Source organism: Rhizobium sp. Leaf262 (genome assembly GCF_001422245.1).
Classification (GTDB): domain Bacteria; phylum Pseudomonadota; class Alphaproteobacteria; order Rhizobiales; family Rhizobiaceae; genus Agrobacterium.
Map to the genome: position 1 here is coordinate 163604 of NZ_LMMM01000001.1, position 23939 is coordinate 187542.

Sequence of the window (23939 nt, forward strand, 5' to 3'; positions counted from 1 at the left end):
CGAATGAACATCATGCAAAACGATCTGATCTTTACAAATTGTGCCATCGTCCTCCCCACTGAAATCATTGAGGGAACGCTGTGCGTTCGCGATGGCAACATCGCAGATATTGCGCACGGACGCTCCGCCACCGGTCTCGATCTCAATGGCGATTACGTTATTCCCGGCTGCGTCGAACTGCACACAGACCATCTTGAAACCCATGTCATGCCGCGACCGAAAGTGCGCTGGAACATGGACGCGGCATTGCAGGCGCATGACGGGCAGATCGCGACGGCGGGTATTACGACTGTGTTCGACGCGTTGCGTGTAGGCATGGACGGCGATACCGAACTCGGTTCTGCCGACATGTCGATGATGGCGCAGACCATTTCGGCAGCATCTGCGGCGGACCGCCTCAGGGCGGAGCATTTCATCCATCTGCGCTGCGAGGTCTCGATGCCGGATGCGGCAGAGCATTTCGATGAGATGAAGAGAAATGACAGGGTGCGGCTCGCATCCCTGATGGACCACGCGCCCGGCCAGCGGCAGTTCGTAAGCCTTGATGCATACCGCATCTATTATCAGGGCAAAAAGAAAATTTCCGACGCAGAATTTGCCGCTTTCAGCGAAAGACGGATCGCTCAGTCTGAGGCCTATTCCGCCAAAAATCGTCAGGCGATCGCCCAGCAATGCCATGCGGCGCATATAGCCCTTGCGTCCCACGACGACGCGACGGCGGAACACGTTGCGGAAGGGATGGAACTCGGTGTCTCACTGGCAGAATTTCCAACGACAGTGTCGGCAGCTTTGCTGTCGCGGGATGCTGGACTGCAAGTGTTGATGGGCGCGCCGAATGTGGTGCGCGGCGGGTCTCACTCCGGCAATGTCTCGGCCCTTGAGCTGCTGGAGAAAGGCGCTCTCGATATTCTCTCGTCCGACTACGTGCCCTCCAGCCTAATACAGGCGGCGTTCCTGTTGTGGGAAAAGGACATCATCGATCTCCCTCAGTCCGTCCGCTTGATTTCGGCCAATCCGGCACAGGCAGCCAAACTGGACGATCGTGGGTGTATTGAAATTGGGCGCCGCGCCGATCTTGTCAGAGTCCGCGCGACTGCAGGTTTGCCCCCTCTCGTCACAGGCGTCTGGCGGCAGGGAATGCGGATTGCCTGACACTATGTCACAGCCGCGCCCGGGTAGAGCGTGGCGTCGACAAAAGCAGGCTCGTTTCGCTCCCGGTTATGCCGGGAACGAGGCGGATGCGGCGTAAAACAGAATCGAAATCGCTCAAGGTGGCGGCGCTCAATTCGACGATGAGGTCCCACCGGCCATTGGTCGTGTGGATTTCCGAGATTTCGGAAAAACTGCCAAGGGCGCGAATGACGCGGTCGGTCACATGCCCCTCGATCTCGATCATCATAATTCCGCGCACGGCCTCATCCACTGCATCCGCTCGCAGGATGACCGTGTAGCCGAGGATCGCGCCACTTTGTTCAAGACGCTCGATTCGCGCCCGAACGGTTGCGCGAGACGTTGCCGTTTCCACGGCGAGATCGGAAATGCTGCGGCGTCCATTGTGACGCAAAAGGGTGATCAGCCTTTTGTCGAGATGATCCATTGTTACCACTTTGGCTTCCATATTTTTCATTATGATAAGATACTAGTTGCTTTTTGCCAATATTACCTGTTCGTTCTGCCATGCAATCATGGTTTGCTTCCTTTAGAAAAGAAAGGGAACGCTCATGGAATGCAGGCTTATCGGTGTACCGCTGCAAATCGGTGCCGGACAACTGGGTTGCGAGATGGGGCCGAGTGCGCTTCGGATCGCGGGGTTGAAATCGGCTCTGGAAGAGCTTGGCCATTCTGTGATCGATGTTGGCAACATCACGCCATCGCCTCTGCGCGAATTCGCACATCCCAATCCGGCGGTCCATCACCTGTCAGAAACGGTTGCGTGGACCGAGACCCTGATGGAGGTCGCCTACCGGGAAAGCGAAGCCGCGATGCCGATCTTTCTTGGCGGCGATCATGCCATTTCTGCCGGTAGTGTTGTTGGGATTGCAAGGCGGGCAGCAGAGCTTAGCCGTCCGCTGTTTGTCCTTTGGCTGGATGCGCACACGGATTATCATACGTTGGAAACGACGCGCAGCGGCAATCTGCATGGAACGCCGGTTGCCTATTACAGTGGACGCCATGGCTTTGAGGGCTATTTTCCACCCGTTTCAAATCCAGTGGACCCGAAAAACATCTGTATGATCGGCATTCGTAGCGTCGATCCTGCCGAAAGCATCGCGCTGGACGAAAGCGGCGTGACCATCCACGACATGCGGATGATCGATGAACATGGTGTGGCGGTTCTGTTGCGCGAGTTTCTGGCGCGTGTCGAGGCGGCCAATGGTTTGTTGCATGTCAGCCTAGACGTTGATTTTCTCGATCCCTCCATTGCACCGGCGGTGGGAACCACCGTGCCTGGTGGCGCAACCTTTCGCGAGGCGCATCTGGTCATGGAAATGCTTTGCGACAGCGATCTCGTCTCCAGCCTCGATCTGGTGGAACTCAACCCGTTTCTCGATGAACGTGGACGCACTGCGCGCCTGATGGTGGATTTGACGGCAAGCCTTATGGGCAAACGCGTCATGGATCGCCCGACGCGAGCCGGTTGAGGGGAAATTTCAGATGTCTATCACACAAAATCTCAACATCGTGCCTTTCGTCAGCGTGGACAACATGATGAAGCTTGTCCTGACCGTCGGCATCGATACCTTCCTGACGGAGCTTGCCGATACGATCGAAGAAGACTTTCTTCGCTGGGAAAGTTTCGACAAAACGGCGCGCATCGCGTCCCACTCTCAGGACGGCGTTATCGAACTGATGCCGACCAGCGACGGGCAACTCTACGGTTTCAAATACGTCAATGGTCACCCAAAAAATACCAGACAGGGTCGCCAGACCGTGACCGCCTTCGGCGTGCTGTCGGACGTCGGTAATGGCTATCCCATGCTGTTGTCCGAGATGACAATCCTCACCGCTTTGCGGACGGCCTCGACATCTGCGCTGGCGGCAAAATATCTCGCCCGCAAAGATGCCCGCTCTATGGCCATCATCGGTAATGGCGCTCAAAGCGAGTTTCAGGCGCGCGCCTTCAAGGCCATTCTCGGGGTAGATCACCTGCGTCTATACGATATCGATCCGCAGGCCAGCCTGAAATGCCAGCAAAATCTCAAGGCCCAAGGCTTCAAGATCACCATTTGCGAAAGTGCAGAAGAGGCGGTCGAGGGCGCAGATATCATCACAACCGTTACAGCCGACAAACAATATGCGACTATCCTGACCGACAACATGGTCGGCCCCGGCGTTCACATCAATGCAGTCGGCGGCGATTGTCCCGGAAAGACCGAACTACACGGCGACATCCTCCTACGCTCGGATATTTTTGTGGAGTACCCGCCGCAGACCCGCATTGAAGGCGAAATTCAGCAATTGTCTCAGGACCATCCGGTTTTCGAATTGTGGCAGGTCATGGCTGGCAGGATTGAAGGACGCAGGACCGACCGCCAGATCACGCTGTTCGACAGCGTCGGCTTTGCGATCGAGGATTTTTCGGCCCTTCGCTATGTCAGATCTAAACTTTCCGCGACGGGGCTTTACGCCGAGCTCGATCTGCTCGCTGACCCCGACGAGCCACGCGATCTCTACGGTATGCTGTTAAGATGCGAAGCATCCATGGAAGGCAGAGCGACTGCTCTTACTCAGGACGCTTGATATCGTTTTCTGCGGGCCACCATCTGCTCTCGCCAGATGGTGAAAAGCCCGGCGGAAATGACGATGGCCGCACCGATGACCATGTGCGCACTCAGCACTTCGCCATAGAGGGTAACGCCCACAATGGAGACCAGCACCAACTGGTAATAGGAGAATGGCTGGATGGATGCGGCATCGGCGACTTCAAAGGCGCGGATCAGAAGATAGTGTCCGCTCATGCCTGTCATGCAGAGCGCCAGCATCCAGCCCCAGTCGGATGGTGCCATGTCGACCCAATAGAAGGGTCCGACAAGTGTCAGAACCACAGCGCCGGGAACGCCGGTATAAAAGAAACTTGTCGTGGCCGGGTCGGTCCGTCCCGCCAGTCGCGTGAGCACGCTGTATATCGCCAGCAACAACGTGGCGGCAAAAGTCACCAGAAGTGTCAGGTCAAAGCCGCTGTCATCGGGTTTTAGGATGATGAGGACGCCGACAAACCCGACGAGAATGGCCAGCCAGCGCCGCCACCCCACCTGCTCGCCAAGGATGGGTACTGAAAGCGCTGCCACGATGAGCGGGGCGGATGCGAAGATGGAGTGCGTATGCGCCAGCCCCACGACGGAAAAAGAGAAGATCGACATCACGATCTGAACCGCCAGGATGACGCCCCGGCTTGCCTGCAGAAAAAAGCGCTTCGTGGAAACGGCCTTCCGGATGCCGCCCTTCGCGCGCAGCGCCAGGAAAATCACAAAAAGCGCAAATGCCCAGTATCGCAGCATGGTGACGAAAACAGGCGGATAGGCCGAGCCGAGATGCTTTGAAATGCCATCCTGTGCAGCAAAAATCGTAAAAGCCGCTAACGCGTAGAGATAACCAACGGATTGGGGAGGCATGGGGTGCTCTATGTTCAGGCATTGTCTCTGCCGGGGATATGTCGGTCTTACCCCATTATCGTGGCAGGCAAAACCATTGATGCGATAATTTGGCATCTTAATCCCCATCGCCGACTGACCACGTGGCAGGATATCTAAAGACAACATGTCATACATGTTTGACAATTATTGCAATATCTGTCTAATAGGAACCATTACAGATCGACGATAGCCGCCGGGCTGCATTGGGAGGACAGATGATTATTACCGACGTAGAAGTGCGGGTTTTCAAAACGACGACGCGTCGCCACTCGGACAGCGCAGGCCATGCACATCCAGGCCCCGCCCATCAGGTCGAACAGGCAATGCTGACGATCCGCACCGAAGACGGTAATGAAGGGCATTCATTTACGGCGCCGGAGATCGTTCGTCCCCACGTCATCGATAAATTTGTGAAGAAAGTCCTCATTGGTCAGGACCATCGAGACCGCGAGCGGTTGTGGCAGGATCTTGCCCATTGGCAGCGCGGCTCTGCGGCACAACTGACCGACCGCACACTTGCCGTGGTGGACTGTGCATTGTGGGATCTCGCCGGACGTAGCCTCGATCAACCTGTATACAAGTTGATCGGTGGTTATCGCGATAAGGTGTTGGCCTATGGTTCCATCATGTGCGGGGACGAACTTGAAGGCGGTCTGGCAACGCCGGAAGACTACGGACGCTTCGCGGAAACGCTTGTCAAACGCGGTTACAAGGGCATCAAGTTGCATACATGGATGCCACCTGTCAGTTGGGCTCCCGATGTTCGCATGGATCTGAAGGCCTGCGCCGCCGTTCGCGAGGCCGTTGGTCCCGATATCAGTCTGATGATCGACGCATTTCACTGGTACTCGCGCACCGACGCTCTTGCATTGGGGCGCGGTCTCGAGAAGCTCGATTTTGACTGGATCGAAGAGCCGATGGATGAGCAGTCCATGTCGTCCTACAAATGGCTCGCCGACAATCTCGATATCCCCGTCGTTGGTCCGGAGAGCGCTGCAGGCAAGCACTGGCACCGCGCCGAATGGCTGAAATCCGGCGCTTGCGACATTCTTCGCACCGGTGTCAACGATGTAGGCGGCATAACGCCCGCCTTGAAGACGATGCATCTGGCAGAGGCATTCGGCGTGGAGTGTGAAGTGCATGGCAACACCGCCATGAACCTGCATGTCGTCGCAGCCACCAAGAACTGCCGCTGGTACGAGCGTGGCCTGCTGCATCCATTCCTGGAATATGACGACGGTTTCGATTACCTGAAGTCTCTTTCCGACCCAATGGACAAAGACGGTTTCGTGCATGTGCCCGATCGTCCGGGCCTTGGCGAGGACATCGATTTCGACTTCATCGACAATAATCGCGTGAGGTAGTTTTTGATGAAGACGATCCTTGCTTTCGGAGACAGTCTGACCTGGGGCGCGGATCCTGCAAGCGGACTGCGTCATCCATCGGTCTATCGCTGGCCAACTGCACTGGAGGCGGGGCTGGATGGCGAAGCCGAGGTGATCGCGGAAGGACTTGGTGGACGCACGACCTGCTATGATGATCACACTGGTCCGTCCTGCCGCAACGGCGCAAAGGCCCTGGAAGTTGCGCTCGCCAGCCATATGCCACTCGACCTCGTTATCATCATGCTGGGCACGAATGATCTGAAGCCGATGCATGGAGGGCAAGCGGAGACAGCGGTATCGGGCATGCGTCGCCTGGTGCAGATCGTCGAAACTTTTCCTTACAAGCCCCGGTCTGCGCAGCCGAAGTTGCTGATCTTAGCGCCGCCACCCTGCGTCGCCGGGTCAGCTGGTGTCCCTGCTGCCGGTCGTCGCATTGCCGAGTCCGAACGCGTAGCGGCACTTTACGAGAAACTTGCAGGAGAATCGAACTGCGCTTTTTTTGATGCCGGTACGGTTGCCAGCGCTTCGCCCGTCGATGGCGTTCACCTGGAGGCGGAGGCAACCGCAAAGATTGGCCGGGCATTGGTTATGCCCGTCCGCAACATTCTTTTCTGACCTCCGGCGCGCAGAGGAGCGCGCTCTGGTCATGCTTTGAACGCCGTCATGGATGAGCGGCTAATGGGAGGAAACATGAAACAGTTCTTTACGACAGTCGCGCTCGGCGCAGTGCTGATCGGTGTCATACCGCTTCATGCATTTGCAGAAACACCGAAAGACCAGCTCGTTGTCGCTACGACCATGAGCAATATCCTGACACTTGATCCCGCCGCGATCACCGGTCGTGAAACGGTTCAGGTTCTTAACAATGTCTACGACACGCTGGTTGTTCTGTCCGACAAGGACCGCAGCATCCAGCCGCGTCTGGCAGAGCGTTGGGAGATATCCGACGACCGCAACTCCATTACGTTCCATTTGCGCAAGGATGCGAAATTCGCCTCCGGCAACCCTGTCACGGCAAATGACGTTGCCTGGAGCCTGAAACGTGTTCTGTCACGCAATCTGGCGCAATCGTCGTTCCTGAAGACGCGTGGATACAAGGCAGAGGAAGCCGATAAGCTGTTCGTTGCGCAGGACGAGTACACATTCGTTCTGAACCTGCCTAAGCCGGACGATCCGAACCTTGTCCTCATGATCCTTGGCCAAAATGGTCCTGGCTCCATCATCGACAGCAAGGCCGTGCTTGAGAATGAGAAGGACGGCGATCTCGGTGCCGCCTGGCTGACGCTCAACTCGGCCGGATCGGGTCCGTTCAAGCTTGGTCAGTGGAAGTCCAACGAATTCATCATTCTCACGCGCAATGACGATTACTGGGGTGAAAAGCCCGCAATGAAGCGTGTTCTCATGCGTCATCTGCCGGAATCGCAGTCGCAGCGCCTGATGCTGGAAAAGGGCGATATCGACGTTGCCTATTCCCTGCAGGCACCTGATCTGAAGTCGCTGGAGGCCGACAAGGACATCACCATCGAATCCACGCCGGGTTCGGGTTTTTACTATCTCGGCGTCTCGATGAAGGATGAGCGCTACGCCAACAAAAAAGTCCGTGAGGCTCTGCGGTATCTGATCGATTACGAGGGTCTGGACAAGGCGGTCATGCCCTACTACGGCAAGCTGCATCAACGCCCCATCAGCAGCGGCGTTCTCGGCTCTCTGCCGGACCAGGGTTTCAAGCTCGATATACCCAAGGCAAAGGCACTGCTGGCGGAGGCTGGTTATCCGAACGGCTTCAAGACGACCTTGCGGGTTCTCTCCGAAGACCCGTTCATGAAGGCGGCGACAGCTATCCAGAACACATTGGGGCAGGCTGGCATTCAGGCGGAGCTGATCAGCGGTTCTGGTGACCAGATTTATGGCGCGATGCGTGAGCGCAAGTTCGAGCTTCTCGTGGGTCGCGGCGGCGGTGGTCAGCAGCCCCATCCGGATAACAATCTCCGGTCGATGGCCTATAATCCCAACAATGCCGATGAGGCTAAACTCACCAATTACCAGGGATGGCGCACAAGCTTTTTTGACGAGAAGCTGAACAAGATGATCGAAGACGCATTGGTGGAGCGCGACAGCGCAAAGCAGGCGAAAGCCTATGAGGACATCCAGGCCTATATGGATGACGTGGTTCTATCGATCCAGCCGTTTTCCGAAGTGGTCGATACCGCAGCCTATCGCAGCGATGTCAAGGGCATGATCGTCAGCCCATGGTACTCCCGTTTCGAGGTCGTCACCAAGGAGCGGTAACCGATCAAAACAATACCGGCATATCAAAAAGGGCGCGTTCAGCGCCCTTTTTATGTCCGTAGCGTTGTAGACGTCGTCAGATCAGGTCAGGTCTGGCAGACGGTTTGGAAGCGATCAACCACGGTCGCTAGCACCTCGTCTATCGGGCGTCCGTTCCAGTCATGTGAAAATATCTCCACTTCCTGTGGGCCGAAAAAGCCTGCGGCTTCGATCATCCGGCGAAAGCCTTTCAGATCGATGACGCCGTCTCCCATCATGCCCCGATCGTTGAGCGGGTCCTTTGTCGGCACCAGCCAGTCGCAAATGTGGTGTGCCAGGATCTGGCCGTTGCGACCCGCACGCGCCACCTGTTCCTCAAGCTCCGGGTCCCACCAGACGTGGTAGACGTCTATCGCGACGCCGGTTCCGTCCCCGAGCTTGTCGCAAAGATCGAGTGACTGTTTCAACGTGTTGATGCAGGCACGATCGGCGGCGTAGAATGGATGAAGCGGTTCTATGGCGAGGGGTATGCTGGCGGCTCTGGCATAGGGCAAAAGTTTCACCATACCATCTTCCACCATCTGACGCGCGCCACGCATATCTTTCGAGCCAACCGGTAATCCACCGACGACCAACACAAGGCAATCGGCGTTCATTGCTGCGGCCTCATCCACAGCGCGTCGGTTGTCTTCGATGGCCTTTCTGCGGCCTTCCGCATCGGGTGCGGGAAAGAAGCCGCCGCGGCAGTGGCCGCTCAACCTGATGCCGTTTTGAGAGACGATCCGTGCGGCTTCGACAAGCCCGACACCGTGGACCTGATCTCTCCAGGGAGAAATCGTGGTAATGTCGTGGGCAAGGCAGGCATCAACAAGGGTGCCGAATGAGCCGCCCTGCTTGATCGTGGCGAAATTGATTGAAAGACCTTCAAGGCTCATGTCGCCTCTCCCCTTGTCCAAGTGTTTGGAATGTCGCCTTCGCAGCCTCTTCGGCAACGCCGAGGCCTCTGGCGGCGAGAACCGTTTTCAAAGAAAGTTGGCCATTTTTGATTTTGAGGCGAGCGCGTCCTTGATGATCCTCGTAAAGGTCATCATGGCTTGCAAGCCAAGCGGTGTTTTCCTGTTGTGACGCGCCGTGCATGCCATCGACATAATGGTGGCCGTTACGCTCCACATGACCCAGACCAAGGATCGCGGCGAGCGCGAGATCCTGCTGCACGGCGATACCTGCCTGCGTCGTCAGGTCTTCAGCCGACATGAAGTAACCGGCGTCGGCGTTTTCATTCCATTTTTCGACACGCATTCTGTTTAGCAGAGACCGGTAGAAGCCCTTGCATGACTTGGACGAAATACCGAGATAACCCTGCTTCCTGGCTGCCAGGAATGCATCCTGTGTGGCGTCGGACTCATCGATCTCAAGCGCTACACGCTTTGCAAGCCGGTTGACCGTTTGCGAGAGCGCAGCCGTGCGAATGATCGGCTGTTCCACGAACAGTAGCTTCTGGCGCAGTCTCGCGAGGGACGGTTCGGTGTCTATCCTGTCCATCAGCTCGATCACGGCGGCCTCGTCGGTGAACTGCTCGTTGCCGTCCAATGTCACCCTGTAGTCTGCCAGAGGCGCGAGAACGCTCGCAATCGCCATCAGACGCTGTGCATCGTCCTGAGGCTTTCCGGATACTTTCAGTTTGAAGTACCGAATACCGTAGGTCTGTATTTCTTCACTCAGGCATTCCGGCAACCCGTCATTGAGACGGGAGCCCTTGATCTCCCCGGGTGTCAAGGGATCGATATAGCCGACAGTGTGGCGCAGGTGGATCGTCGGCTGCGGCGCGAGGTTTTGCAAAAAAGCCGACACATCGAAGCCGGTGAGATCCGGTGTGGTGGAAACGTCCACGCCGGGCAGGTTCACCCGCATGGCGTCGGTCATTGTCAGCGTGTGCATCCTGCACAGGGCGTCGAGGATGGCGCGGTCGACAAGCGCGAGCCCGAAAGAGGCAATCAATCCGTTCAATCCTGCCGCGGCAGCCTGTTCATGTTGCCGGGGTTCCAGCGCAGCGTGGAGTCCAAAGGCTGTGGCAGGTCGCGCCTGCTGGGCGAGCGACACCGCAAGATGGACCGAACGCCGTAACTGCTGCTCGTTATCCGAATTGCTGAGTTCCGGGTTCTTGTCGAACCATTTCGGTACCATCAGTTCCGCCGCGTATCCTTCCGCTATCTTACCCTGACCATCCTCTATAACAAGGCGGACAAAGATTTGTGCGGCCTCGGTGACGGTCGCGGCACCGAAGCGGAACGGCATGCGCATGGACAGGCGGCGTTCGAAAATCGAGGCGTCCTTAATGTCCAGAAGCGGTGCGTCAGCCATCTCAGTTCACACCACGGACGCTGAGAAACGCCTTCATCCGCCGTGTCGCATCATCAGGGTCTGCAAGTACGTTCGCCTTGTCCGCCAGACGGAAGAGCTCCGACAGATGCAGAGTGGAGCGGGCGCTTTCCTGACCGCCAACCATGGTAAAATGGTCCTGAAGTCCGTTGAGATAAGCGAGAAACACCACGCCGGTCTTGTAGAACCGCGTTGGTGCCTTGAAGATGTGGCGCGACAATGCGACCGTTGGCTCCAACACATCGAAGAATTCCGCAGTCTTGCCGGACTTCAGGCTCGCCAACGCCTTGGACGCCGCTGGTGCGATGGCGTCGAAGATACCCAACAGCGCATCCGAATGTCCCTGCTCGTCGCCTGCGATGAGTTCTGCGTAGTTGAAATCGTCGCCAGTATACATACGAACGCCCGCAGGCAGGCGTCGTCGCATGATGATTTCTTTCTCCTTGGACAAAAGAGAAATCTTGATGCCGTCGATCTTGTCGACATTCGCTGCGATCATGTCCAGGCACGTTTCCATTGCGACCATATGGTCGCGCGCGCCCCAAAATCCCTCCAGCGCGGGGTCGAACATTTCGCCCAGCCAATGAATGATGACCTTCTGGTCAGCGTGCGCCAGAACGCGCGCGTAAGTGTCGAGATAATCGTCCGGTGACGCGGCGGCAGCCGCCAGAGCGCGACTGGCCATCAGGATCACACGCCCTCCTTCACCCTGAACGAAATCCAGCTGCTGGCGATAGGCATCAACAATCCGGTCAAGGCTGTGGTCGGTACCGGAGAGATGGTCGGTTCCGACACCACAGGCGATAAGGGCATCTTTGCGGGTGGCAGCGTCCTTCAGGGCTCGGGAGATCAGCTCTTGCGCCTGTGGCCATCCCAGGCCCATGCCGCGCTGGGCCGTATCCATCGCTTCCGCTACGCCGAGACCCAAATCCCACAGCCGGTGGCGAAACCGCAATGTAGCGTCCCAATCGATAGCCGGTGCAAGCCAGGGATCGTGTTCAACGAAAGGATCGGCCACCACATGGGCGGCAGCGAAGGCGACGCGGTTGAAATCGCCGGCTGCCCGTCTCTCCAGTGGAATCGGCGTTCCAACTAGCGTGTAGCGTTCCAGCGAGCGGTCATCTCTGGGAAGGTTGAGGTCCGTCATTTTTAATCCCCTTCAGGAAATGGCGGGAACGTCGAGCCAGCGACGCTCTTTCCATGATTGCAGTCCGAGCTCTGCCAACTGGACGCCCTTGACGCCTTCCATGAGGCCGTAAGGCCATGGCTGATCTTCGGCCAGATGCCGGATAAACATTTCCCACTGTGCCTTGAAGCCATTGTCGTAAACGACATTGTCCGGGACTTCCTGCCACGTCTTGTAAAAGTCGATTGTCTGCGGCTGGTCTGGGTTCCAGACGGGTTTGGGTGTATTCGTGCGGTGTTGCGTGAAGCATTTTGTGAGGCCTGCAACGGCGGATCCATGGGTGCCATCGACCTGAAACGTGACGAGATCATCGCGACGTACACGGACTGCCCAGGACGAGTTGATGTGAGCGATGACGCCATCGGCCAGTTCGAATGTAGCATAGGCGGCGTCGTCTGCATCGGCGACATATGGCTGGCCATTCTCGTCGAAACGCTTCGGGATGTGGGTCGTGCCTAGGCAACTGACGGCTTTCACCTCTCCGAACAGATTGTCCAGCACGTAGCGCCAGTGGCAAAGCATATCTAGAATGATACCGCCGCCGTCTTTCTGGCGGTAATTCCACGAAGGGCGCTGTGCGGCTTGCCAGTCTCCCTCGAAGACCCAGTAACCGAACTCTCCGCGCACAGACAGAATCTTTCCGAAGAAGCCGCTGTCGCGCAGCATCGCCAGCTTGCGGAGACCCGGCAGGAACAACTTGTCCTGCACCACGCCGTGTTTAACCCCGGCGCTTTCCGCCAGTCTTGCAACGGTCAAGGCCTCTTCCATGTTGTCGGAAATAGGCTTTTCACAATAGACATTCTTGCCAGCCTTGATGGCCTTGGTCAGCAGGCTGCCACGCATCTGCGTGGTTCCTGCATCAAAAAACAGCGTATCGTCAGGGTCGGCCAAGGCGCCATCTATATCGGTCGTCCAGCGAGCGACATTATGTTTCCTGGCGATTTCCTCGATCTTGGCACCGTTGCGCCCCACCAGAATGGGATCGAGCATGACCTTCTCACCATTCTTGAGCGTCACGCCGCCCTGATCGCGAATGGCGAGGACAGAGCGCACAAGGTGTTGATTATATCCCATCCGGCCAGTGATGCCGTGCATGATGACGCCGATGCGTTGCATGAAATTCCTCCCGTGAACGCCCCACTCCCGTCAGGGCGCGCTTCTTCGGTTCAAAATAGTAACCATTTGGTTATTTGTGAGTTGGAAACCGCGTTTCTGTCAAGAGATTTTTGAAATGAGAAATTACGAGGAAATTTGCCAGTCGCTCGCCCACCGTGGAGAAAAGCTCACGGGATATTCTTACGTCTTCGCACGTGCGAAGGTTCGGTCGATTGTTCTTGCTCGCGAATTTTCTGTGGCGGGTCAAAATGGCCGCAGTGCAGCAATGACCGTATTGACGATGTGCTGTCCCCATCGTTCCAACTCGGCCGGTGCCGCCAGATCCCGTTGGAAGATCGTTGAAAGCGTAAACCGGTTGGACAGATAAAAGAAACCCAATGAGGCGATCGTCAGATAAACATCCACCGGATCGAGGCCGGGTCGAAAATCGCCCGTCGACTCGCCACGCTTGAGTACGTCTTCCAACTCCGAAATGAAGTTGGAGTGCATTTCGGGAATGCTGATGGACTGCCGTAAGTATCTAGCTTGATTGATGTTTTCTGTCGCAAGAATGCTAAGGAACTCGGGATGGTCCAGGAAATAGTGCCAGGTAAACAGCGCCAGTTCACGTAGGCCATCGACAGGGGGTTTGCGGGTCAGGTCAAGCCGGTGCTCCGCCTGCCGGATGTGTCGATACGCATCTTCGAGGACCGCCAGATAGAGCGCGTCCTTATCCCCGAAATAGTGATAGATCATTCTTTTGTTCGTACCGGCCCGCCTTGCCACAACGTCGATCCGTGCACCGGCCAGACCTTTGGCAGCAACTTCGCGCCGGGCAGCTTCCAGAATCGCAGCCCGTGTCCGTTCTGGATTGCGTGATTGAACCGGTGCTTTTCGTGGGCTCGATTTGGCAGCCTTCTTCGACTCTCCATCGATTTTTTCCGTAACGGATTTGCTGCTCTTATCCATGCTGAATGGCCGCTTGACAATAATGTTGATCAGTGTTCCCATGTAACCAGATAGTTATAAAACGGCAAGCGCTGTTTACCACCATCATCCAATTTGGCAGTCAATTAGGGAGGAGTTGCCAATGTCCATGATGCTTCAGAGACGTGCTGTACTTTCAGCGGGTCTGGCCGCCTTATCTCTGGCAACAGTGGGTGGAGGACCCGCTTTTGCACAGGCCGCACGTATCCGTCTGCTGTGGTGGGGCTCGCAGGAAAGAGCGGATCGTACCAACAAGGCAATCGCCGCTTTCAAGCAGGTAAAACCTGATGTCAACATCGCTGGCGAGTTTGCGGGCTGGTCGGATTACTGGCCAAGGCTTGCCACACAGGTGGCAGGTCGCAACGCCCCTGACCTGATCCAGATGGATTATCGATACATCTTCGAATACGCCCGTCGCGGCGCTCTGGCGCCACTGGACGACTACCTTGGGAAAGCTCTCAAAATCGACGATTTCGGAAAGCCGAATATCGATTCCGGCCGTGTCGATGGCAAGCTTTACGGGATCAACCTGGGTGTCAATTCCAGTTCAGTCTTCTTCGATGCAGCCGCTTGGGAGAAAGCCGGTGTCAAGGCACCGGCTGCCGGGCATACGTGGGAAGAATTTGCCAAGAACGCCACCGAGTTCGGCAAGAACAAGCCGAAGCCCGGTTATTATGCAACCGCCGATGCCAGCGGTGTGGAGCCAAGTTTCGAGAATTGGCTGCGCCAGCAGAACAAGTCTCTCTTCAGCGATCAAGGTGGGCTTGGCTATGATGCCAAGGATGCAGGCGACTGGTTTACGATGTGGGCGGAGATGCGTAAGGCAGGTGCCTGCGTTCCCGCCGACATACAGGCGCTCGACCAGCTGAATATCGAAAGCAACGCGCTGACCACGGGCAAGGCGGCAACGGCATTCGCGCATTCCAACCAGTTCGTCGGCTATCAGGCCCTCAACAAGGCAAAGCTGGCTCTGACCTCCTATCCCAAGGTCACGAAGGACGCGCCGTCCGGTCACTATCTGAAGCCCTCGATGCTGATGAGCGTGGCGAATGGAAGCGCTGGCATAGACGCGGCGGTGGACTTCATCAATTTCCTCGTGGCGGTGCCGGAAGGCGTCGATATCCTGGGTGTGGAGCGGGGTGTTCCAGCCTCCGAAGCGATGCGTAATCAGTTGAGCCCCAAGCTCAACGACGTGAGCAAGGCGATGGTAGAGTACATCGCCCAGATCACACCTGATGTCGGCGCGCTACCACCCGCGCCACCGCCCGGTGCTGGCGAGTTTGCCTTTGTACTCAAGCGGACCTCCGAAGAGGTTGCTTTCGGTCGCTTGACGCCGGAGCAGGGCGGCAAGCAGCTCGTGACGGAAGCGGAAACCGTCATCAAGCGGAAGTAACCATCCATGGCGCCTCCATCCGACACGATTGCAAGGGAGAGCCGCGCTGCGGCTCTCCCTCAGCCGGGCAGATTGCGCAGGATGTTCGACCGCAATGTCCATGCCTACGTCTTCCTGCTGCCATGGCTGATCGGCTTTTTCGGCCTGACGCTCGGCCCGGCATTGGCATCGCTTTATCTGTCCTTCACCAACTACGATCTGCTGCAATCGCCGGATTGGGTTGGGGCGTCCAATTACGTTCGCATCGCTACGGCTGACCCGAAATTCGCCGCTGCGATGAAAGTGACCTTCACCTACGTCATTTTGTCTGTGCCGTTGAAGCTCATTTTTGCGCTCCTGGTCGCGATGGCGTTCAACCGAGGCATCAAGGGGCTAACCCTCTACCGCGCTGTTTTCTATCTACCGTCGCTGCTCGGATCGAGCGTCGCGATTGCAGTTTTGTGGCGTCAGTTGTTCGCGTCGGACGGTCTCGTCAACATGCTGTTGTGGCAGGTCTTCGGTTATGAAGGGCCCAGCTGGATCTCAAATCCGGATTATTCCATCTACACGCTGGTCATCCTGTCCGTCTGGCAATTCGGCTCACCGATGATCATCTTTCTTGCCGGATTGAGACAGATCCCGCAGGACATGTACGAGGCGGCGGAAATGGATGGTGCCAACAAGATGCGCCAGTTCTTCCGCATCACGCTGCCGTTGCTGACGCCGGTGATCTTCTTCAATGCGGTGATCCAGACCATAGATGCTTTCAAGGCGTTTACGCCTGCCTTCATCATCTCGGAAGGCTCCGGCGGCCCCATCAATTCCACGCTGTTCTATACGCTCTATCTTTACCAGGAGGCGTTCGGCTTCTTCCGAATGGGATATGCTTCAGCGCTGGCGTGGATTCTGGTCGTCATCATCTCGCTCTTTACGGCCTTTTCGTTCCTCAGCGCGCGTTACTGGGTGCACTACGATGACTGATGTTGCCTCCTCGCTTCGTCCGGACCAAACCGTTCAGCGGCCATTGTGGCGGTCTCTATTGCTGCACGCACTGTTGATCTTGGCTTCCATCGCGATGATGTATCCGATCCTGTGGATGATCTCAGGTTCCTTCCGTCCGCAGGAAGAGCTGTTCGGTTCGTCGTCACTCATTCCGTCAGCGCTCGATCTGGGTGGTTACATCCGGGGTTGGACGGGGCTTCAGGTCTCGTTCGGAAAATTCTTCTGGAACTCGTTCTTCATTGCGGTTCTGGCGACCATCGGCAATGTCATCGGGTGTTCACTGGCAGCGTTTGCCTTTGCGCGCCTTCGCTTCGGTGGTCGTAACTTCTGGTTCGCGCTGATGCTGGGTACGTTGATGCTGCCGTACCATGTCGTGCTTATTCCGCAATATATCCTGTTTCTGGAAATGGGATGGGTCAATACCTCGCTTCCGCTGATCGTCCCGAAATATCTTGCTACCGACGCATTCTTCATTTTTCTGATGGTTCAGTTCTTCCGTGGCATTCCCAGAGAACTTGATGAGGCGGCGGTGATGGACGGGTGCAGTCCATTTCGCATCTACTGGAAGATCATGCTGCCGCTCTCTTCCCCGGTCCTGGCGACTGCGGCGATCTTTTCCTTCATCTGGACCTGGGACGATTTCTTCGGGCCGCTGATCTATCTGAACGATATCAATACCTACACCGTGCAGCTCGGACTGCGATCCTTCGTCGATTCCACCGGGGCTTCGGACTGGACGGCACTGTTTGCCATGTCCAACCTGTCCCTCATTCCCGTCTTCCTCTTCTTCCTCTTCTTCCAGCGCCTTCTCATCGAAGGCATCGCCACCACCGGCATGAAACGCTGAAACATCAAGGCATGACCATGAAACCCGTGCGATTTGCGACAATCGGTATCAACCACAATCACATCTTCGGGCAGACGAACTGCCTGCTAAATGCCGGCGCAGAACTGGTCGGTTTCCACGCGGTGGAAGACGATCTTGCCAAGGAATATGCTGACACGTTTTCGGGTGTCCCCCGCGTCGATGACAAACGCAAATTATTGGATGACCCTTCCATCGACCTCATCGTCAGCGCCGCTATCCCCGACGAACGCGCACCGCTTGCCATCGACGCCATGCGTGCTGGCAAGGATGTCATGGTCGACAAGCCGGGTATGGTGACACTCGACCAACTGGCTGCCGTTAAGAAGGTGCAGGAGGAAACCGGGCGCATTTTCTCCGTGCTCTACTCCGAACACTTCGAAAACCGCGCGACGGTCAAGGCGGGCGAACTGGTTGCCGCCGGTGCCATCGGCAAGGTTGTTTCGATGGCAGGCTTCGGGCCGCACCGGCTGCGTGCCTCGACGCGGCCACAATGGTTCTTCGAGCGTGAACGTTATGGCGGGATCCTGGTCGATATCGCATCTCATCAATGCGAGCAGTTCCTGTTTTTCGGCAATGTGGACACTGCCGACATTCTGTTTGCAAGGGTCTCGAACAAGGCAAACCCGCAGTCGCCCGGTCTGCAGGACAGCGGCGATATTCATCTTGCAACGCATGATGTGGACGGATTCATTCGTGTGGACTGGTTCACTCCCGACGGTCTGCCAAGTTGGGGCGACGGTCGACTGTTCATTACCGGCAAGCAGGGTGCCATAGAAATTCGCAAGAATGTGGATGTCGCTGGTCGCGATGGTGGCAATCACCTGTTCCTCACCGACAGAAACGGGGTGAAACATATCGATTGTGCCGACGTGCCGCTTCCTTACGGTCCGCAGCTTCTGGACGACATCCGCAATAGAACGGAAACGGCGATGCCGCAGGCCCGCTGTTTTGCCGCCATGGAAATCGCGCTGAAGGCACAGCAGATCGCGGAGGAACGGCATAATGGCTAAACGTTACCGTGTCGGCGTCATCGGCTGCGGCATAGGCAGTTCGCACATCTCGGAAGGCTACGCTGCGCATCCTGACAAATATGAGGTCGTAGCCTTGTGCGATCTTGATGAGGCGCGGCTGACCAAGGTCGCGGATGAATTCAATGTCGAACGTCGCGTTCAGTCTACGGATGACCTCATGGCGATGCAGGACATCGATATCATCGATATCTGCACGCCACCTGCGATCCACACGAAACTCATTCTGGAGGCCCTCGCTGCGGGCAAGCATGTCGTCTGCGAAAAGCCACTGACCGGGTCGCTGGCCGAACTGGACGAGGTCGTGGCGGCGGAAAAGACGGCGCGGGGCCGCTTGATGCCGATCTATCAATATCGGTACGGCGATGGTGTCCAGCAGGCACGCCGCATTATCGAAAGCGGGCTTGCGGGAAAACCCTATGTGGCCAGCGCGGAAACCCTGTGGACGCGGGGCGCGGCCTATTACGACAATCCGTGGCGCGGGCGATGGGCGACGGAACTGGGCGGCGTTCTGATGACGCACGCCATCCATCTCCATGACATGCTGACCTATCTTATGGGGCCGATCGACCGGGTATTTGCGCGCACGGCAACCCGTGTGAACCCCATTGAGGTCGAGGATTGCGTCTCGGCCAGCCTTTTGATGAAAAACGGCGCGCTGGTTTCGGTTTCGACCACGCTGGGGTCGCAGGAAGAAATCAGCCGTCTGCGTTTATCCTTCGAAAACGTCACGCTGGAGAGCAATCATTCCGCCTATTCTCCCGGTGACGGACCGTGGCGCATCATCCCCGCCAATGAGGAAATCGCGGCCAGGATCGACGCGCTATTGAAAGACATGCCAACAGTCGGACGCCGGTTCAACGGCCAGATGGAAGCCTTCTATCATACGCTGGAAATGGGTGAGAAGCCTCCTGTAACGACCGATGATGCGCGCGGCTCATTGGAATTACTGGCGGCGATCTATCACTCAAACGAGATCAATGCGGATGTCGCCCTGCCGATTACCAAGGGCCATCCGAAATATGTGAGCTGGCGGCCTTGAACCTGCCGGGAGGAACGACATGGCAAGCAGCATAAATCTTGAAAAGATCGTCAAACGTTTCGGTGCCTTTCCCGTCATCCACGGCATTGACCTGCAGATCGAGCCGGGTGAATTCACCGTTTTCGTCGGACCATCGGGCTGCGGAAAATCCACCCTTTTGCGAATGATCGCCGGGTTGGAAGAGATATCTGACGGAAACCTGCTGATCGACGGCGCGCGCGTCAATGAAATGGCGGCTTCGAAGCGCGGCATTGCCATGGTGTTTCAGTCGTATGCGCTCTATCCGCATATGAGCGTTTATAAGAATCTCGCATTTGGCCTGGAGACGGCAGGTTACAAGAAGCCCGAGATAGAGGCACGGGTCGCCAAAGCCGCGGATGTGCTTCAAATCGGTCCGCTGTTGCAGCGGAAACCGAAAGCGTTGTCCGGCGGCCAGCGACAGCGCGTTGCCATTGGTCGTGCCATTGTACGTGAACCGAAGATTTTTCTGTTCGATGAACCTTTGTCCAACCTCGATGCGGAACTGCGCGTGCAGATGCGCGTAGAGATCGCCAAGTTGCACCAAACTCTGGGCAGCACGATGATCTATGTGACCCACGATCAGGTGGAAGCCATGACCATGGCCGACAAGATCGTCGTCCTGCGGGAGGGTCGCATCATGCAGGTCGGTCGTCCTCTCGACCTTTATAATCATCCCGCCAACCAGTTCGTTGCCGGGTTCATCGGTTCGCCGAAAATGAATTTCCTGGCAGCGAGGCTGTCTTCAGCCGACACGTCTCGACGGACAATCGAGATCGCAGATCAGCAGATCGTTCTAGACAGGCCGCTGGAGGCAAATGACGGTGAGGCGCTGACCTTGGGCATCCGCCCTGAGCATATTCAACCCCAGGCAACGTCTGCAAGCCTCGGGCAGGGCAGCATTCAGCTGGTCGAACATCTGGGTGGGTCGACCGTTATCTATACCAACACGGCAGATGGTCAGCCCGTGACGGTCATGCTGGAGGGTCAGAAGCAGTTGCGAATGGGCGACAGCTTGCCGCTATCGTTCGATCTTGCCAATGCACATGTCTTCGGTGCGGATGGCCGCAGGGTCTGATATTCCAGACGATCAGAAAAATGCGCCGCAGCCGCGCAAAAGCACGGCGGCGGTCTGTGCTGGGAGCCGCTTACCCGAGGTTTCAGATGCGAATTAAACTGGCACAGCGAGATCTGTAAACTCGCCTCTGTCGATAAAATCTTCCAGCATGCCACGGTAAGGCGCGATATCGATGCCGTTCTTTGCCAGCCAGTCGGGGTTGTAATAGGTGGCGGCGTAACGGTCGCCGCTGTCGCATATCAACGACACCAGAGAACCCTGCTTGCCTTCTTTCATCATGGCCGCGGCGATCCAGCACAGACCGAAGAAGTTGGTGCCGGTGGAACCGCCGACGCGCCTGAACAACCTCTCGGACAGAACGTGCATTGCGGCGATGGATGCGGCGTCCGGTATCTTGATCATATGATCGATGACGCCGGGAACGAAAGAGGGCTCGACCCGCGGTCGTCCGACACCTTCGATGCGAGACGGCGTTGCGCAGGTGACGTCGCGATCCCCTGACATATAGGACGCGTAGAAGGCTGAATGTTCCACATCCACCACGCACAGGCGTGTGGACAGGTTGCGATACCGGATGAAACGACCGATCGTGGCTGATGTGCCGCCCGTGCCCGCACTCATGACTACCCATTCGGGCTCCGGGTGCTCCTCACTTTTCATCTGGTCGAAAATGGACTCGGCGATATTATTGTTGCCTCGCCAGTCGGTGGCGCGCTCGGCGTAAGTGAACTGATCGAGATAGTGCCCGCCAGTTTCCAAGGCCAATCGTTCTGCCACGGTATAGACTTCTGAGGGCTTGTCGACAAAATGGCATTTGCCGCCGAAGCGTTCGATGGCCTCGACCTTTTGCGCACTGGTCGAGTGCGGCATGACCGCAATGAAAGGAAGATCGAGGAGATGTGCGAAGTATGCCTCGCTGACGGCGGTGGAGCCGGACGAGGCTTCGACCAGCGTCGTACCCTGGGAAATTTTGCCGTTGCAGATGCCATATAGAAAAAGCGAGCGTGCTAGTCTGTGCTTCAGGCTGCCGGTTGGGTGCGTCGACTCGTCTTTCAAGTAGATCGAGATTCCGCGCAGGCCTTTGAAAACCGGTTTGACCAGATGCGTGTCGGCAGACCGCCGCCCGTCACCCTGCAGAATGCCAATGGCCCGCCTGGCCCATTCGCGATCTTTGCACTCTGGTAAAGGCGTCAGCGGCGGGGTGGAGAGACAATCGAAGGTCACGCGCGGCTCCTTACGGATACAAGCGAAATCCAAAGAAGGCCGCTACAGCTTTGTTCATTCCCCGCCACGATTTTTTATCTCTCTCTGAGTTGATAAGTGGAATATCCTTCTATCAATCAGCAATATATTAGAAAGTATCTGTCGCCAAGATCAAATTTGGCTCTACAAGTGTTGTTGGTCGTCATGGGTCGACGCGCCGTAACGCCATTGATCATAGTAGCGCACGACAGCATCTTGAGCGGTCTGCAAAACGGCGGGATTATGCCAGACCATCAGTCCGCCGATAATCAGGATTGCTACCATTGCAATGCCAATTAGCTTGCGCAGGACAAACATCACAAGCCAGATAACGATGAACGCAACTACGCCCATCACCACCATGGAATAGACGTCTTCGGGCATGTAGGCTTCAAGTGTTTCCATATGTGCTTATAGGGAAACTGTTTTGGCCGAAGAAAGGCAGCTTCAGTATCAATTCAGGCGCGCCGGCAAACATCTGAATGTTTCACGGCGTCACCCGATGCGTCTTGGGCCCTTTGATCAGAACGGCACCTTCAACCTCCAAGATGCTATCGGTTTGAAGAGCATAGCCACCGATAAATTTGGCTTGCCAAAAGACGGCTTTTGCTCGCACCGTGAGGCAGTGGTGCGAGCCTGCGTGAACAGGGGGACTTAGACATGCCATATCATTTCCTCGAGGTTGCGGTGACGCCGAGCGTCAGGGCCGCCCAGGCTGCCATGGGCGTCGATCAGATCTGGCTGGGTGAGACCAACCGCCCTTCTGACGCGCTTACGGAAGATGAGGTGGCTTTCATCGCCATGCGTGACAGTTTCTATATGGCATCGGTGTCTGAAACAGGTTGGCCCTACGTCCAGCATCGTGGCGGCAAAGCCGGTTTCCTGAAGGTCGTGGATCAGCAAACCTTGGCCTTTGCAGACTATAGAGGCAATCGACAATATATCAGCGCTGGCAACTTGGCTGCCAACGATCGGGCCTGCTTGTTTTTGATGGACTACGTGCGACGGGCTCGATTGAAAATCTACGTGCACGTCGAGCGGGTCACGCTTGATGCTGAACCCGCTCTCACCGAATTGGTATCCGATCCGACATATAAGGGCCGGGCGGAAGCAATTTTCAGGCTTCGGCTCGAAGCGTTCGACTGGAACTGCCCTCAGCACATTACTCCGCGCTACACCGAACAGCAGGTAGAACAGGCCGTCCTCCCGCTCCGTGAGCGACTGCAGCAGCTGGAAGCCGAGAACGCAGCCCTGCGGGCTCGGCTTGAAGGACTCTGATCACGGGCAAAGCCGTCTATCTTGCCAGCCTTGCCTATAGTCGACCGCCAAGCTCATCCTCGATATGCGCTTGGATTATATCGTCAAACGATGTTTCTGCGGTGAAGCCCAATTCCTTGGCGCGTGTCGCATCGAAACCGGGCGCCCAGCCAGCAACCATCTTGATGATCATTTCGTCCGGTTCTCTGCGGATCAGCGCTACGGCCTTGTCGCCAGCCACGCGACGCAGCGCTTCGATCTGTTCGCCCACCGTGGCACTGAGGCCCGGCATTGAAAGCGCCCGGCGCGGCCCGACGGTGTCAAGATCAAGAGTTGCACCATGCAGCAGAAAGCCGACCGCAGACCGTGGAGAGGTGTGCCAATGGCGGACATCTTCGGAGACCGGCAGAACCGCCTGTTCGCCCACCAGCGGCTCGCGCAATATGTTGGAAAAGAACCCGGAAGCCGCCTTGTTTGGTTTGCCCGGGCGGATGCAGATGGTGGGCAGGCGAATCGCGATACCATCGAAAAAACCGCGACGGCTGTAGTCCGACAGCAGAAGTTCGCAGATGGCCTTTTGCGTCCCGTAACTGGTCAGCGGCGTGGTATGATAATCATCCGCGATCGGGTAGGGCAGCGGCGCACCAAAGACGGCGATGGAAGACGTAAAGACGACGCGAGGCCGGTATCCATCGACGCCATTTGCAAGACGTATGGCATCGAAAAGATAGCGCGTGCCGTCGAGATTGATGCGATAGCCCTTGTCGAAATCAAGCTCGGCCTCGCCCGATACAATTGCCGCAAGGTGAAAAATGACGTCGGGCCGGTTCGCTACAAGCGCTTCTGCCTCGCCTGGCGCGGACAAATCTGCCTCTCGGGCATCCACCGTGCCATCAAAACCATCCGGCCCTTGTGGTGCAATGACATCCACCAGGGTCATGCGCTCGATTGTCTTTCCACCCAGATGGCCGTCTCTGGAAAGCTTTTCTGCCAGTTTTCGCCCCACCATGCCAGCCGCGCCTATAATCAAAATATGCATCGTTTTCTCCTCCTGCCATGCTGCACATGGCGCTTTGCCGACAACGGCGGGATGCCTCA

General features: G+C 56.8%; 23 protein-coding genes. 13 read left to right on the forward strand and 10 right to left on the reverse strand.

Features of this window, described 5'->3' with window-relative positions; translation table 11 throughout:
• Positions 1 to 12 precede the first annotated feature (12 nt).
• Positions 13 to 1152 (forward strand): alpha-D-ribose 1-methylphosphonate 5-triphosphate diphosphatase, encoded by a 1140-nt coding sequence (locus ASF29_RS00805; protein ID WP_062448559.1) that lies wholly within the window; start codon positions 13 to 15, stop codon positions 1150 to 1152.
• 7 nt (positions 1153 to 1159) lie between these two features.
• On the opposite strand, the gene ASF29_RS00810 is transcribed toward ASF29_RS00805, so the two are convergent.
• Positions 1160 to 1597, reverse strand: a complete 438-nt coding sequence (locus tag ASF29_RS00810; protein ID WP_062448561.1) for an Lrp/AsnC family transcriptional regulator — start codon at positions 1595 to 1597, stop codon at positions 1160 to 1162.
• A gap of 124 nt (positions 1598 to 1721) precedes the next feature.
• Between ASF29_RS00810 and rocF the strand changes: the two genes are divergently transcribed.
• Complete coding sequence (gene rocF, locus ASF29_RS00815; protein WP_062447560.1) at positions 1722 to 2642, forward strand: arginase; 921 nt, start codon at positions 1722 to 1724, stop codon at positions 2640 to 2642.
• A gap of 19 nt (positions 2643 to 2661) precedes the next feature.
• The gene (locus ASF29_RS00820) at positions 2662 to 3741 is read left to right on the forward strand and encodes an ornithine cyclodeaminase (RefSeq protein ID WP_200925509.1); all 1080 of its coding nucleotides are present in this window, start codon (positions 2662 to 2664) and stop codon (positions 3739 to 3741) included.
• Here the strand turns inward: ASF29_RS00820 and ASF29_RS00825 are convergent.
• Entirely contained in the window at positions 3729 to 4613 is an 885-nt protein-coding gene (locus ASF29_RS00825; RefSeq protein ID WP_062447564.1) for a DMT family transporter, read from the reverse strand. The two genes, ASF29_RS00820 and ASF29_RS00825, sit on opposite strands and share 13 nt — an antisense overlap.
• A gap of 236 nt (positions 4614 to 4849) precedes the next feature.
• Between ASF29_RS00825 and ASF29_RS00830 the strand changes: the two genes are divergently transcribed.
• From ASF29_RS00830 to ASF29_RS00840, 3 genes are all read left to right on the forward strand, one after another.
• Positions 4850 to 5998, forward strand: a complete 1149-nt coding sequence (locus ASF29_RS00830; RefSeq protein WP_062447567.1) for a mandelate racemase family protein — start codon at positions 4850 to 4852, stop codon at positions 5996 to 5998.
• A 6-nt stretch (positions 5999 to 6004) separates the two neighbouring features.
• Complete coding sequence (locus ASF29_RS00835; protein WP_062447570.1) at positions 6005 to 6634, forward strand: SGNH/GDSL hydrolase family protein; 630 nt, start codon at positions 6005 to 6007, stop codon at positions 6632 to 6634.
• Between the two features lie 75 nt (positions 6635 to 6709).
• Complete coding sequence (locus tag ASF29_RS00840; protein WP_062447572.1) at positions 6710 to 8308, forward strand: ABC transporter substrate-binding protein; 1599 nt, start codon at positions 6710 to 6712, stop codon at positions 8306 to 8308.
• Between the two features lie 86 nt (positions 8309 to 8394).
• Here the strand turns inward: ASF29_RS00840 and ASF29_RS00845 are convergent, their stop codons facing one another.
• From ASF29_RS00845 to ASF29_RS00865, 5 genes are all read right to left on the reverse strand, one after another.
• The gene (locus ASF29_RS00845; RefSeq protein WP_062447575.1) at positions 8395 to 9222 is read right to left on the reverse strand and encodes a sugar phosphate isomerase/epimerase family protein; all 828 of its coding nucleotides are present in this window, start codon (positions 9220 to 9222) and stop codon (positions 8395 to 8397) included.
• Positions 9212 to 10648: a hypothetical protein gene (locus tag ASF29_RS00850; RefSeq protein ID WP_062447578.1), complete on the reverse strand. Its 1437-nt coding sequence runs from the start codon at positions 10646 to 10648 to the stop codon at positions 9212 to 9214. The genes ASF29_RS00845 and ASF29_RS00850 overlap by 11 nt, the downstream gene beginning before the upstream one ends.
• 1 nt (position 10649) lies before the next feature.
• Entirely contained in the window at positions 10650 to 11813 is a 1164-nt protein-coding gene (locus ASF29_RS00855) for a dihydrodipicolinate synthase family protein (protein ID WP_062447580.1), read from the reverse strand.
• Between the two features lie 12 nt (positions 11814 to 11825).
• The gene (locus ASF29_RS00860; protein ID WP_062447583.1) at positions 11826 to 12968 is read right to left on the reverse strand and encodes a Gfo/Idh/MocA family oxidoreductase; all 1143 of its coding nucleotides are present in this window, start codon (positions 12966 to 12968) and stop codon (positions 11826 to 11828) included.
• A gap of 243 nt (positions 12969 to 13211) precedes the next feature.
• Positions 13212 to 13916, reverse strand: a complete 705-nt coding sequence (locus tag ASF29_RS00865) for a TetR/AcrR family transcriptional regulator (protein ID WP_062447586.1) — start codon at positions 13914 to 13916, stop codon at positions 13212 to 13214.
• A gap of 121 nt (positions 13917 to 14037) precedes the next feature.
• Here ASF29_RS00865 and ASF29_RS00870 point away from each other — a divergent pair, with 121 nt between their 5' ends.
• The 6 genes from ASF29_RS00870 to ugpC are packed head-to-tail and all read left to right on the forward strand — an operon-like array spanning position 14038 to position 20342.
• On the forward strand, positions 14038 to 15327 hold the full coding sequence (locus tag ASF29_RS00870; RefSeq protein WP_062447588.1) for an ABC transporter substrate-binding protein: 1290 nt from the start codon (positions 14038 to 14040) through the stop codon (positions 15325 to 15327).
• Positions 15328 to 15333: 6 nt separating this feature from the next.
• Positions 15334 to 16287, forward strand: a complete 954-nt coding sequence (locus ASF29_RS00875; protein WP_062447591.1) for a sugar ABC transporter permease — start codon at positions 15334 to 15336, stop codon at positions 16285 to 16287.
• On the forward strand, positions 16280 to 17155 hold the full coding sequence (locus ASF29_RS00880) for a carbohydrate ABC transporter permease (protein WP_062447594.1): 876 nt from the start codon (positions 16280 to 16282) through the stop codon (positions 17153 to 17155). The genes ASF29_RS00875 and ASF29_RS00880 overlap by 8 nt, the downstream gene beginning before the upstream one ends.
• Positions 17156 to 17172: 17 nt before the next feature.
• The gene (locus ASF29_RS00885; protein ID WP_062448562.1) at positions 17173 to 18186 is read left to right on the forward strand and encodes a Gfo/Idh/MocA family oxidoreductase; all 1014 of its coding nucleotides are present in this window, start codon (positions 17173 to 17175) and stop codon (positions 18184 to 18186) included.
• Positions 18179 to 19246, forward strand: coding sequence for a Gfo/Idh/MocA family oxidoreductase (locus tag ASF29_RS00890; RefSeq protein WP_062447597.1), 1068 nt, complete (start codon positions 18179 to 18181; stop codon positions 19244 to 19246). Before ASF29_RS00885 ends, ASF29_RS00890 begins: the two co-directional genes overlap by 8 nt.
• Positions 19247 to 19265: 19 nt before the next feature.
• A complete protein-coding gene (gene ugpC, locus ASF29_RS00895) occupies positions 19266 to 20342 on the forward strand; it encodes a sn-glycerol-3-phosphate ABC transporter ATP-binding protein UgpC (protein ID WP_062447598.1) in 1077 nt (358 codons plus the stop codon).
• Between the two features lie 93 nt (positions 20343 to 20435).
• Here ugpC and ASF29_RS00900 read toward each other — a convergent pair whose 3' ends face one another.
• Both ASF29_RS00900 and ASF29_RS00905 read right to left on the reverse strand, forming a co-directional pair.
• Positions 20436 to 21566 (reverse strand): PLP-dependent cysteine synthase family protein, encoded by a 1131-nt coding sequence (locus ASF29_RS00900; RefSeq protein ID WP_062448564.1) that lies wholly within the window; start codon positions 21564 to 21566, stop codon positions 20436 to 20438.
• 162 nt (positions 21567 to 21728) lie between these two features.
• The gene (locus tag ASF29_RS00905; RefSeq protein ID WP_062447601.1) at positions 21729 to 21989 is read right to left on the reverse strand and encodes a hypothetical protein; all 261 of its coding nucleotides are present in this window, start codon (positions 21987 to 21989) and stop codon (positions 21729 to 21731) included.
• A gap of 255 nt (positions 21990 to 22244) precedes the next feature.
• On the opposite strand from ASF29_RS00905, the gene ASF29_RS00915 reads away from it, so the two are divergent.
• The gene (locus ASF29_RS00915; RefSeq protein WP_062447606.1) at positions 22245 to 22862 is read left to right on the forward strand and encodes a pyridoxamine 5'-phosphate oxidase family protein; all 618 of its coding nucleotides are present in this window, start codon (positions 22245 to 22247) and stop codon (positions 22860 to 22862) included.
• A 34-nt stretch (positions 22863 to 22896) separates the two neighbouring features.
• Here the strand turns inward: ASF29_RS00915 and denD are convergent, their stop codons facing one another.
• Positions 22897 to 23880, reverse strand: a complete 984-nt coding sequence (denD, locus tag ASF29_RS00920) for a D-erythronate dehydrogenase (protein ID WP_062447610.1) — start codon at positions 23878 to 23880, stop codon at positions 22897 to 22899.
• Positions 23881 to 23939: the final 59 nt, after the last annotated feature.

Excerpts from the sequence above, each read along its gene's own strand:
- ASF29_RS00805 (WP_062448559.1), top strand. The coding sequence starts at position 13 with ATGCAAAACGATCTGATCTTTACAAATTGTGCCATCGTCCTCCCCACT.
- ASF29_RS00810 (WP_062448561.1), bottom strand. The coding sequence starts at position 1,597 with ATGGATCATCTCGACAAAAGGCTGATCACCCTTTTGCGTCACAATGGA.
- rocF (WP_062447560.1), top strand. The coding sequence starts at position 1,722 with ATGGAATGCAGGCTTATCGGTGTACCGCTGCAAATCGGTGCCGGACAA.
- ASF29_RS00825 (WP_062447564.1), bottom strand. The coding sequence starts at position 4,613 with ATGCCTCCCCAATCCGTTGGTTATCTCTACGCGTTAGCGGCTTTTACG.
- ASF29_RS00830 (WP_062447567.1), top strand. The coding sequence starts at position 4,850 with ATGATTATTACCGACGTAGAAGTGCGGGTTTTCAAAACGACGACGCGT.
- ASF29_RS00835 (WP_062447570.1), top strand. The coding sequence starts at position 6,005 with ATGAAGACGATCCTTGCTTTCGGAGACAGTCTGACCTGGGGCGCGGAT.
- ASF29_RS00840 (WP_062447572.1), top strand. The coding sequence starts at position 6,710 with ATGAAACAGTTCTTTACGACAGTCGCGCTCGGCGCAGTGCTGATCGGT.
- ASF29_RS00845 (WP_062447575.1), bottom strand. The coding sequence starts at position 9,222 with ATGAGCCTTGAAGGTCTTTCAATCAATTTCGCCACGATCAAGCAGGGC.
- ASF29_RS00850 (WP_062447578.1), bottom strand. The coding sequence starts at position 10,648 with ATGGCTGACGCACCGCTTCTGGACATTAAGGACGCCTCGATTTTCGAA.
- ASF29_RS00855 (WP_062447580.1), bottom strand. The coding sequence starts at position 11,813 with ATGACGGACCTCAACCTTCCCAGAGATGACCGCTCGCTGGAACGCTAC.
- ASF29_RS00860 (WP_062447583.1), bottom strand. The coding sequence starts at position 12,968 with ATGCAACGCATCGGCGTCATCATGCACGGCATCACTGGCCGGATGGGA.
- ASF29_RS00865 (WP_062447586.1), bottom strand. The coding sequence starts at position 13,916 with ATGGATAAGAGCAGCAAATCCGTTACGGAAAAAATCGATGGAGAGTCG.
- ASF29_RS00870 (WP_062447588.1), top strand. The coding sequence starts at position 14,038 with ATGTCCATGATGCTTCAGAGACGTGCTGTACTTTCAGCGGGTCTGGCC.
- ASF29_RS00875 (WP_062447591.1), top strand. The coding sequence starts at position 15,334 with ATGGCGCCTCCATCCGACACGATTGCAAGGGAGAGCCGCGCTGCGGCT.
- ASF29_RS00880 (WP_062447594.1), top strand. The coding sequence starts at position 16,280 with ATGACTGATGTTGCCTCCTCGCTTCGTCCGGACCAAACCGTTCAGCGG.
- ASF29_RS00885 (WP_062448562.1), top strand. The coding sequence starts at position 17,173 with ATGAAACCCGTGCGATTTGCGACAATCGGTATCAACCACAATCACATC.
- ASF29_RS00890 (WP_062447597.1), top strand. The coding sequence starts at position 18,179 with ATGGCTAAACGTTACCGTGTCGGCGTCATCGGCTGCGGCATAGGCAGT.
- ugpC (WP_062447598.1), top strand. The coding sequence starts at position 19,266 with ATGGCAAGCAGCATAAATCTTGAAAAGATCGTCAAACGTTTCGGTGCC.
- ASF29_RS00905 (WP_062447601.1), bottom strand. The coding sequence starts at position 21,989 with ATGGAAACACTTGAAGCCTACATGCCCGAAGACGTCTATTCCATGGTG.
- ASF29_RS00915 (WP_062447606.1), top strand. The coding sequence starts at position 22,245 with ATGCCATATCATTTCCTCGAGGTTGCGGTGACGCCGAGCGTCAGGGCC.
- denD (WP_062447610.1), bottom strand. The coding sequence starts at position 23,880 with ATGCATATTTTGATTATAGGCGCGGCTGGCATGGTGGGGCGAAAACTG.